This window comes from Mesorhizobium sp. M1E.F.Ca.ET.063.01.1.1 (assembly GCF_003998155.1).
Classification (GTDB): Bacteria; Pseudomonadota; Alphaproteobacteria; order Rhizobiales; family Rhizobiaceae; genus Mesorhizobium.
This window is the reverse complement of the sequence record NZ_RZSC01000151.1, coordinates 1-10,111: the sequence shown is the minus strand read 5'-3', so window position 1 is coordinate 10,111 and position 10,111 is coordinate 1. Positions and strand designations below refer to the sequence as shown.

General features: G+C 61.5%; 11 protein-coding genes. 5 read left to right on the top strand and 6 right to left on the bottom strand.

Translation table 11 applies throughout. From position 1 onward, the window contains the following. Positions 1-122 precede the first annotated feature (122 nt). Complete coding sequence (locus tag EOA29_RS13645) at positions 123-533, bottom strand: Kazal-type serine protease inhibitor domain-containing protein (protein WP_126092400.1); 411 nt, start codon at positions 531-533, stop codon at positions 123-125. 547 nt (positions 534-1,080) lie between these two features. Between EOA29_RS13645 and EOA29_RS13640 the strand changes: the two genes are divergently transcribed. From EOA29_RS13640 to EOA29_RS13630, 3 genes are all read left to right on the top strand, one after another. After that, a complete protein-coding gene (locus EOA29_RS13640) occupies positions 1,081-1,293 on the top strand; it encodes a cold-shock protein (protein ID WP_006202520.1) in 213 nt (70 codons plus the stop codon). Positions 1,294-1,532: 239 nt separating this feature from the next. Further along, the gene (locus EOA29_RS13635; RefSeq protein ID WP_006202521.1) at positions 1,533-1,745 is read left to right on the top strand and encodes a cold-shock protein; all 213 of its coding nucleotides are present in this window, start codon (positions 1,533-1,535) and stop codon (positions 1,743-1,745) included. Between the two features lie 196 nt (positions 1,746-1,941). Beyond that, positions 1,942-2,352, top strand: a complete 411-nt coding sequence (locus tag EOA29_RS13630) for a BA14K family protein (RefSeq protein WP_126092399.1) — start codon at positions 1,942-1,944, stop codon at positions 2,350-2,352. A 125-nt stretch (positions 2,353-2,477) separates the two neighbouring features. On the opposite strand, the gene EOA29_RS13625 is transcribed toward EOA29_RS13630, so the two are convergent. The 5 genes from EOA29_RS13625 to EOA29_RS13605 all read right to left on the bottom strand — a co-directional run bounded on the left by EOA29_RS13625 (position 2,478) and on the right by EOA29_RS13605 (position 8,634). Then, the gene (locus EOA29_RS13625) at positions 2,478-3,119 is read right to left on the bottom strand and encodes an MBL fold metallo-hydrolase (protein ID WP_126092398.1); all 642 of its coding nucleotides are present in this window, start codon (positions 3,117-3,119) and stop codon (positions 2,478-2,480) included. A gap of 329 nt (positions 3,120-3,448) precedes the next feature. Continuing rightward, positions 3,449-6,766, bottom strand: coding sequence for an AAA family ATPase (locus EOA29_RS13620; RefSeq protein ID WP_189350554.1), 3,318 nt, complete (start codon positions 6,764-6,766; stop codon positions 3,449-3,451). 266 nt (positions 6,767-7,032) lie between these two features. Then, the gene (locus tag EOA29_RS13615) at positions 7,033-7,251 is read right to left on the bottom strand and encodes a hypothetical protein (protein ID WP_126092396.1); all 219 of its coding nucleotides are present in this window, start codon (positions 7,249-7,251) and stop codon (positions 7,033-7,035) included. Between the two features lie 25 nt (positions 7,252-7,276). Then, positions 7,277-7,594: a hypothetical protein gene (locus EOA29_RS13610; protein ID WP_126059777.1), complete on the bottom strand. Its 318-nt coding sequence runs from the start codon at positions 7,592-7,594 to the stop codon at positions 7,277-7,279. Positions 7,595-7,740: 146 nt separating this feature from the next. Then, positions 7,741-8,634 carry a branched-chain amino acid aminotransferase gene (locus EOA29_RS13605; RefSeq protein ID WP_126092395.1) on the bottom strand — a complete coding sequence of 298 codons (894 nt, stop codon included), beginning with the start codon at positions 8,632-8,634 and terminating at the stop codon, positions 7,741-7,743. Between the two features lie 257 nt (positions 8,635-8,891). On the opposite strand from EOA29_RS13605, the gene EOA29_RS13600 reads away from it, so the two are divergent. Together EOA29_RS13600 and EOA29_RS13595 are read left to right on the top strand one after the other, a co-directional pair. Beyond that, the gene (locus EOA29_RS13600; RefSeq protein WP_126092394.1) at positions 8,892-9,425 is read left to right on the top strand and encodes a MarR family transcriptional regulator; all 534 of its coding nucleotides are present in this window, start codon (positions 8,892-8,894) and stop codon (positions 9,423-9,425) included. Next, the coding region (locus tag EOA29_RS13595) for a response regulator transcription factor (protein WP_145969670.1) at positions 9,412-10,111 on the top strand (700 nt) is incomplete at its 3' end. The genes EOA29_RS13600 and EOA29_RS13595, both read left to right, overlap by 14 nt.

The window sequence follows — 10,111 nt, the reverse complement described above, 5'->3', positions numbered from 1 at the left end:
GTTAATGGGAAACCTGCCGTGTTTGTCCGCCCGCCGGACCTAAGCCAAGCGGACGGGAGATTCAAGGGTATGGGTAGCGCTCCGGTGGATTGCCCGCAACGCGGAATGCAAACCCGACCTTGCTAGCACGGCCCGTCGCCGATGATGCGGTAGTCCGCCGCGCGGGCCTCGCATGCATTCGGGAAGGTACGCACCTCGCCGTAGCGCCTGGCGCAAACCGGAGCGTATTCGCGGGTGCAGAAGGTCTGCTCGCCGCCTCCAGCGCCGCTGCCACCGCCACCATCCCGGCAAGGACCTTCGCGCACGATGCGATACCCTGCCCTCTCGGCCAGGCAGGCATTGGCGAAGGTCTGGCGGTCGCCGCCGCGGCGCGCGCAGACCGGCTCGTACTGCATGGTGCAGAGTTGCGGATGCGGCCTTGACGGGCGTGGACGGGGGCCTTCGTCGACCACCACGGTACAGGCCGCCAGCAATGCCGACAGAAGCAGGGCGACAAAGCCCTGCCGCGAAACGATTGCCGCAAGAAATCGCATGGGTTCCTCTCCGATCCTCGCTGGAGCAATTCCAGGAAAAGTGGAAACGGTTTTCCGTCCGGAATTGGGTAAAAACAAAGAACGGTTCGCCGTTTCCGGAAACGGCGAACCGTTCTAGGCGCGGCCGCGTCTACTCGCGCAATCCTCGCCATTTTGGACCCGAACGCAACCCCGGCTTGTGGATTGTCCTCTTGCCGACCGGCTCCCGCACTGGCCCATGCCTGGCTCTTTTCTGGCCGATGACCGGTCATGACCCCGGGTCTATCGATGCCCTCGCGTTGGGCGCGCCAAGGGCCGCCCGCGGCGCTGTCTTGCAACCATCACGTTTCCGTGTAATAAATTTTGTGTTCGGGCATTTACGACCCGGAGAGCGGCACGTTTTGGACGACCTTTCCCCGATAAGTGTGAATCTCTGACGGCCCCGTATTTCGGCGGGGGGTTTAACCATGCGCGAATGCATGACTGCCGAAGCAACCACCGGGGCTTGCCCAAGGCGCGAAGGCATCGGGCGAGCCATAAGACTGATACGGGTGAAGGAGTTTCCCCAATGGCCCAGACCGGCACCGTAAAGTTCTTCAACGCCACCAAAGGCTTCGGCTTCATCACGCCTGACGGCGGCGCCAAGGATGTGTTCGTCCACATCTCCGCGATCGAGGCCTCCGGCCTGCGCACGCTCGTCGACGGTCAGAAGGTCACCTTCGACGTCGAGCCGGACCGCATGGGCAAGGGCCCGAAGGCGGTCAACCTGCGCGCGGCCTGAGCGGGCAAAGCTGCCTGTGTTCTGCTGATGAACGGCGCGGCAGGATCATGAATGGGCTTCGCAGGAAGCTTGAGTTTTCGAGGGCGCGACGGAACCGTCGCGCCCTTTTTTGTCCGGCAAAATGGCGGGATTGGCAGGCCAAAACTTTCTCTTGCCGATAGCGCTAAAATAAAGGACAAATTTCCTCTCGGGCAGTTTGCCGGCCCGAGACTGACTTGATGGGATCAAAGGAGCTTCCCATGCCGCAGACCGGCACCGTCAAATTCTTCAACCATGCCAAGGGCTTCGGCTTCATCACGCCCGACGATGGCGCGAAGGATGTCTTCGTCCATATTTCGGCCGTGCAGGCGTCGGGCCTTCCCGGTCTTGAGGATGGGCAGAAAGTGACATTCGACACCGAGCCGGACAAGCGCGGCAAGGGTCCGAAGGCCGTCAATCTGTCGATCGGCTAAGCCGGCTCAAGACAGATCCGACGGAGGCTGAGCAGGCGGGACCTCTCCCGCAGAGCTCGGAATTGTGTTCGAGCCGCGAAACCGTTCGCCCAATTCTGTTCAGCCTCCGTTCAGCCACGGTCTCCTATTAACCTTTGCTAAAGCCGACCCCGCATCCCCTGAAAAAATACGCGGGCCGGCGCGAAGGAGACCGAAAATGAACCGATTTCTCAAGACCGCCATCCTGACCGCGGGCATTGCCGCGACCACTTTGGCCACCTTCTCGGCGGCCAATGCCGACGACTGGCGCTGGCGCCACCATCGTCATCATGGCGGCGACGCCCTCGCCGCCGGCGTTGTCGGCCTCGCGGCGGGCGCCCTGATCGGTAGCGCGCTCAGCAACCCCGGGCCGAGATATTACGATCCAGCCTATGATGACGGCTATTATGTCGACCGGCCTGTTCGCCGGTATTACGTTCAGCCGCGCGTCGTCTACGCCGACCGCTATGCCGAGCCGTGGACCCGTGACTGGTACGAGTACTGCTCGGACCGCTACCGCACCTTCAACTCGCGCACCGGCACCTTCACCGGCAATGACGGCGAGCAGCATTTCTGCGTCGCCAACTGACCGGAGCAATTCCAGGAAAAGTGTGAAGCGGTTTTCCGTTCGGAATTGCGTCTAAACAGACTCTTAGGGTTCCCTGCCCCGAGCAAAGCGCCGCCTCTCAGCGGCGCTTTTCTTTTGGAGGCAGGTCAGACCAAAAATGGGTTGGTCCGGCGCTCCTCGCCGAAGCGGCCACCCGGACCGTGGCCGCAGATGAAGCCGATATCGTCGCCGAGCGGCAGAAGCTTCTGCTTTATCGAGGCGATCAGCGCGGCGTGATCGCCTCCGGGCAGATCGGTGCGGCCGATCGAGCCGCGAAACAGCACATCACCGACATGGGCAAACTTGGCCGCGCGGTTGTAGTAGACGACATGGCCCGGCGCATGCCCCGGACAATGCAGCACCTCGAACACATGCTCGCCGAACGAGACCGTATCGCCTTCGCTGAGGAAACGGTCCGGCACGCAATTGCGCACAGGGTCGGTAAGTCCGAAACGTCTGGCCTGGTTCTCGAGATTGGCCAGCAGCGGCCGATCGGCCTCATGCGGACCGATGATGTCGATGCCGAGCGCGTCCTTCAGTTCCATCGCGCCGCCGGCGTGGTCGATGTGGCCATGCGTGATCCAGATCGCCTGCGCCGTGATGGCGTTGTCCTTGAGAACCGCCAGTATCTTGTCGATATCGCCGCCGGGATCGACGACGACACCGTTCCTGTCGTCCATGTCGAAGAGGATGGTGCAGTTCTGCTGGAAGGGCGTGACCGGCACGATGCCGGCATTGAGTTGACCCATGTCTTTCCTTTCGAAGTGTCGCCCTGATGTAGACAGCGCGGCGAGCGGCGTCCACCGTCCAGCCGGAGCTAGTGGTGAAAGTCTGACGCTTGGTACCCGAGACAGACTTCCGTTTTGGGTGGTTTCTTGTCGTACGTCTAATTGACCGGAACGAGCAACCAGCGCCATGTTCAGAGCCACGCCGCTACAAACGTGAACGTCTCATCTCAACCCTTTAGTGACGTTCCGATCGAACCGGACGAGCGTCGTCTTGGGCGCGGCAACGAGCCAAGCAATTTGGATCGAGTCGACGCAAACTACTGTCGGAGCCGAAGGTAGGCGATGCGAGCTCAACGGCCCAACGTGCCTAGCTCCCTTTGTGCGGCGACGAGGTCGACGATTGGATATCTTGTGTCAAATGCTTGGACTACCGCTTGCAGACCCGTCGCCGCCTCATGGACACGACCTTGTCGTGCCAGAACTGGTGCCAGTTGCGTTGTGGCGCGAAGCTCGAAGAGTCTCGCTTGCTGCCGACGGGCAGTAGCAATCGCTGTTTCGAATAGGCGCGCGGCACCCGCCAGGTCACCTCTGCCCGCGGCGATTTGGCCACGAAGCCGGATGCATTCTGCAAGGTAACTCGCTTCGTCTGTATCGAAAACGAGGGAATTGACATCATCAAGCATCTGCGATGCCTCTTCGATGCGACCGGCCCGCAGGAGTAGATCACAAAGCGCGCATGTTTTCTCAGGGGTATGAAATACGACGCCCTGCGCACGCCAAAGAACCATGCTCTCTCGGACGTCATCGATACCGGCGTCCAGTTCTCCTAGATGCGAGCGGGCATGGCCACGCCACCTAATGCCGCTGCTTCGACGCGCCGTGTAGCCATGACGCTCGCAAATCTCGACGATCTTCCTAGCGTTATCGAGTAGTTCCTCGTATTGACCGAGCAGCGCGCACAATTGGCACTGCACGAGAAGATGCCACGCGAGGTCGAAAGGCTTATCGAGCTGGTCAAAGTTGCGCATCAGGCGCTCTTTCTCTTCGACTGCAGCATCAAAGAAACCCAATATGATCAGCGATTCGCTGAAATATGCTTGGGCAGAGACACGTTGATCCGCACCGGCGAACGAAATACGATGACTTGGGTCAACCCGATCAATCAGATCTAAGGCCTTGCGCAAGGCCTCCGCTGCCAGCGGCTCTTCTCCCCGGTTGGAATGAGCGATCCCCTTTGTTGCCCAAAGACCACTCAGATGGGCCGTTGGAAGGAGATCGGCACAGTTTGCGAGCTGCTCTTCGGCCAGGGTCAGGTAATCTTGATTGCGCCCAGCGGCATAAAAAAATGGAGCGAGTGAAAGTGCAACGTCACATTGCAGTTCGACCGATGCAGTCTTCGCGGCTGCAAGACGTGCATCTTCAAGCGTCTTCCCAAGGCGCTCAGAACGATACCCTTCTGCCTGCATCAAGGCATTGGCCATCGCAAGGTGGAGACGTGTCACCCGTTCGGCGCCGCCGGAGACGTCGCCAAGTCTCCTGCTGCAGTCAATAGCACTGGCAAAGTGCGACACGGCTTCCCGAGTAGCCGCTCTGGCCAGGGCGGCCCCTCCCGCCTTTTGCCAGTGATCGACCGCGCCCGCCCAATCCCCCGCTTCCTGAAGATGGTGCGCGAGGAACTCGGGTTGCGCTTCGGTGATCTCGGGCCACTTTTCCTCCAGCACGTCTGCGACCCGCTTGTGTAGCTCCTGGCGCTTGGCGCGCAGCAGCGTGCCATACGCTGCATCCTGAACGAGCGCATGCTTGAAGAGATAAGTGGCCAGTGGGCGCGTTCCGCGGCAGAACACCAGACCGGCGCCGACGAGTTGATCCAGCGCGCCGTTTAGCTCAGCGGCGTTCCGCTGTGCGACCGCTGCCAGCAATTCGTAGGAGAACTCCCGGCCGAGAACCGCGCCGACCTGTGCGACCTCCTTAACGGCTGAGCCGAGGCGATCGAGCCGCGCCATCAGCGAGGCATGCAGCGTGGCGGGTACGTTCAACGCCGTCGCAGCAGCTCTTGCGAGCACTGTCCTCGCGTTACGGCCCTCCAACACCGCCTTGGTCAGCTCCTCGACGAACAGTGGCACCCCATCCGTGCGCTCGATGATCTCCGCGACAATGTCGCTCGGCAGCTCTCCGGTGCCGACGACCCGCTGGACCAGCGAGGCGCCTTCACGACGGTCGAGCCGATTGAGGACAAGAACCGTGACGTGCGCCTGCCCAGTCCACGGCGGTTGAAACTCGGGGCGAAAGGTGAGGAGAAGGAGCACTGGCAGGCGCGGCACCCGTTCGATGACCAGCTCGAGCAGCTCGCGCGAGCTGGGGTCGATCCAGTGTACATCCTCGAAGAGCATCAGCACCGGACCTCGTCCCGCCAAGTCTTCGAGCTGCCGGAGCAGCGCATCGAAGATTTTCTCTTTCTTCCGCTGGGGCGTCAGTTGGAGAGGCGGGAAGCGGCCTTCGGTCGGCAACGACAGCAGTTCGGCCAGCTGGGACACGTCCTCCGGCGAGGCCGGGGCAAGCAGGACCGCAAGCTTTTCCAGCTTCCTCTCAGGCGGGTCGTCGCGCTCCAACCCGGCGGCACGTTCCAGCTGCGCAATGATCGGGTGGAGCGCGCTGTCTTGATGATGCGGCGAACAGAAATAGCGCAAGCGGGTGTGCGGCTCATTCTGGATCCGCTCCTGCAAGGTGACGGTGAGGCGCGACTTTCCGATGCCGGGCTCGCCGGAGAGCAGTACCACGCGACCTTCACCACTTTTCGCGCGATGCCAGTGGCGCTGCAGCAGGTCGACCTCTTCCTCACGCCCCACCAGCGGCGTGGGCGCCGCCCCGTGCAGCGCCTCGAACCGGCTTTCGATGCTACTCTCGCCAACCACTTGATAGGCGTGGATCGGCTCCGGAAAACCTTTCACCTCGACTGCGCCAAGATCGCGGTATTCGAAAAGATCGCCGACCAGATGCCGCGTTTGCCGCCCGATCACGACCGAGTCGGGTTCAGCAAGAACTTGCAGTCTGGCGGCAAGGTTCGGCGTCTCGCCCACGACGCCGCGCTCCTGCCCTTCGCCTGAACTGATCAGATCGCCGACGATCACCTGACCGGTGGCGATGCCGACGCGAATCCGCAATGGCTCGGACTGCTGAAGCAGCCTGACAGCACCGACGAGCGCAAGGCCCGCCCGCACCGCCTGTTCCGCGTCGTTCTCGTGCGCCTGCGGGTAACCGAAATACACCAACACGCCATCGCCCATGTACTTGGCGACGAAGCCGCCGAAGCGCGCGACCGTATCGGCGACACAGCGGTGATACGCTCCGATGATGTCACGCAGGTCCTCGGGATCCAGACGTGTCGCCAGCGCCGTCGAGCCGACGAGATCAGCGAACATGACGGTCAGCTGTCGGCGCTCGGCGATGGGCTCCGCCGCGTTGGGTTGAACCGACCTCGAGCTGTTTGTGGACGCCTCCAGTTCCACGATTGCTTTGAGGAGCCGCTTGCGATGACCGAGCAGTATACCCAGCTTCTCTAGGTCGGCCTCGGTCAACTCGGTCAGAACTTCAGCGTCAATGGCGTTGTCGCGAAACGTCTGCTCGTATTGTTCCAGCCCGAGAAGTCGCAACCAAGCGGCAATGTCCACGACACCTTCTCCAAACACTGAATTCGGCCCGCCGCGTCATATTAGCTCAGACGCATGGGAATTGCTTCAGACTCGGAAGACGAAGGTTCGCTCGGGAGAGTGGTGGATTGGCCGCGTCCGCCATTCTCATCGCGGCGCGATGACGGCCTGTGGACGCGAGGCGGACGATACGCTCCCAATGAACAATCATCAGCTTTGGGTGACGACTTTTCCTTGGGGTCGAAACCGGTATTTCGACTCCGGTACCAAGCGTCAGATTTTCACCACTAGAGCAATTCCAGGAAAAGTGTGAAACGGTTTTCCGTCCGGAATTGCGTCAATACAACAAGATAGGGCGGTTTGCCGTTTCCGTGAAACGGTGAACCGCCCTGGCGATCCTCGAAAGAAATGGGCGGCCGTAGCCGCCAGAAAATGATTGAAAAAGAATGGGCGGCCGCAGCCGCCAGAAAATGATTGAAAAAGAATGGGCGGCCGCAGCCGCCCATGGCGCAGGCTCGAAAGGTGCCTGACCTATTTCTTCATCGCACCCATGACCGCGCCGATGATGGCGGTCAGGATGGCGCCGCCGCCGGCGCCGCCGACGATGTTCTGTACGTTCAGCGCGCTGCCCAGTCCGCCCGCTGCCGCCGCGGCCGCCGCCGGATCGACCGTGCCGCCGCCGAGCAGGCTGCCGAGAATGGCCGCGCCGCCGACGCCGCCGATGGCGCCACCGAGGATTTTGGGAAGCTGACCCAGTGCCGCCTGTTTCAACGCCGCGCCGACGGCCTGACCGCCGATGACACCCGTAATGACCTGAATAACGATAGCGACGAGCGTGTTCGTATCCATGTACCTAGTCCCTCCATAGCCGCCAGCCTCCTCGGGCCGACGCCATCATGAGACGCCTAATTGCTCCAAAGTCAAATGCGCGGCCGCTTAAATAAAAGGGGCGGCCCGAAAACCGCCCCTATAGGACAAAAAAGCTGTGACTATCGCTATTCTGCGGCGATGGCATGCTTTGGTTGCACTGCAGCAGAATAGTCATTCATCAAGGTCTTTGCGATCTCGCCGACCTCGAATCGGTACGGACCGATCTCCGAAACCGGCGTGACTTCGGCGGCCGTGCCGGTGAGGAAGCACTGCTCGAAGCCTTCGAGATCTTCCGGCATGATGGCGCGCTCGATCACCTCGAAACCACGGTCCTTGGCCAGGCCGATCACCGTGCGGCGGGTGATGCCGTCGAGGAAACAATCGGGCGTGGGCGTATGGACCTTGCCGTCCTTGACGAAGAAGATGTTGGCGCCGGTGGCTTCCGCCACCTGGCCGCGCCAGTCGAGCATCATGGCGTCTGCGCAGCCCTTGGCCTCGGCGGCGTGCTTGGACAGCGTGCAGATCATGTAGAGGCCGGCCGCCTTGGACTTGGACGGCGCGGTGCGCGGGTCGGGCCGGCGCCATTCGGCGACGTCGAGGCGGATGCCCTTCAGCTTTTGCGCGGGATCGAAATAGCTCGGCCATTGCCAGATGGCGATGGCACAGTTGATGCGGTTGTTCTGCGCCGAGACGCCCATCTGCTCGCTGCCGCGCCAGGCGATCGGACGCACATAGGCGTCCTGGAAACCCTGCTTCTTCAGGAGCGTGCGGCAGGCCTCGTCGATCTCCGCGACCGAAAAGGGGATCTTGAAGCCGAGCAGGCGCGCCGATTCATGCAGGCGCTCATTGTGCTCGGTCAGCTTGAAGATCTGGCCGCCATAGGCGCGCTCGCCCTCGAAGACGGCGCTGGCATAATGCAGGCCGTGGGTCAAAACATGGATCTTGGCGTCGGCCCATTTGACGAACTCGCCGTTCATCCAGATGAAACCGTCCAGTTGATCGAAAGGAACGGATGCCATGGAAACCTCCCGCGGGCGGGCGCCCGCAAATCGTTGCGTCATATAGCGTTCGCGTCAGCCGCGCATGGGGTCTGAACCGCCGCCAGTGCTTGGAAGCGTAGGCGGATATTTAATTCATGGCAAACTTAGGAAGTTCCGGAAAAACGGCTTCCGCTTGCCTTTTCGTTCGCAATCCGCCGAAAAGCTTGTCAAAAATTATCATTGCCGGGAAATTACGTCAACAGTACTGACATAATCCCGCTTTGCATGGAGAAATGATGACGGATCGAAGCCCCGCAGCCGGAAAACCGATCAGGACGGCGATCACCGATGAGGACGGCATCGATTTTGCCATCATCGAGTTGTTTTTCTTCGCCTATCGCGACTTCACCTCCGATCCCGACCAGATCCTTGCCGATTACGGCTTCGGCCGCGCCCATCATCGCGTGCTGCATTTCGTCAATCGCAGGCCTGGGTTGACGGTTGCCGAACTGCTCGATGTGCTGAAGATCACCAAGCAGAGCCTGGCGCGGGTATTGAAGCAGTTGATCGACACCGACCATATCGTGCAGTTGCAAGGTCCGCGCGACCGCCGGCAACGCGAACTCTACCCGACGGCCAAGGGCCGCGCGTTGGCACTGGCGCTGGCACGGCCACAGTCGCGCCGCATCCGTGCTGCATTGGAGGATTCCGGAGCCGCCGGACGTGCCTCGATCGAACGTTTCCTGGAGGCGATGGTCGATCCGGAACTAAGAGCGCAGATCAACATTGTGCCTGCGCAAACATCGGGGAAAAGAAATGGAGACCACTGAAAAGGTTGATCATCCGGCAATGCCCGACGATGACGCGCCGCATCTGCTGGTGGTCGATGACGACACCCGCATCCGCAATCTGCTCAAGCAATACCTGTCCGAGAATGGCTTTCGCGTCACCGTCGCCGGTAATTCCAGCGAGGCGCGGCGCAAGCTCGCGGGGCTCGACTTCGACCTGCTGGTGCTCGATGTCATGATGCCTGGCGAAACCGGCGTCGACCTCACCAAGGCGCTGCGCGCCGAGAAGAACGTGCCGATCCTGATGCTGACGGCGCTGTCGGAAACCGACAGCCGCATCACCGGGCTGGAGGCCGGCGCCGACGACTATCTGCCGAAGCCCTTCGACCCGCGTGAGCTCATCCTGCGCATCAACAATATCCTGCGCCGCGGCGGGCCGGCGGCAACGCCGAAGGTCGAGCAGCTCGTCTTCGGCCCCTACACGTTCCAGATCGCCAAGCGCGAACTGAAGCGTGGCGGCGAGGCGCTGAAGCTGACCGACCGCGAGCAGGAGATCCTGGCAATCTTCGCCGCGCGCGCGGGCGAGACAATACCTCGCCATGAGCTCGTCGGCGATGAATCGGATGTCGGCGAGCGGACCATCGATGTCCAGATCAACCGGCTGCGCCGCAAGATCGAACGCGATCCGTCCAACCCGGTGTGGCTGCAGACAGTGCGCGGTATTGGGT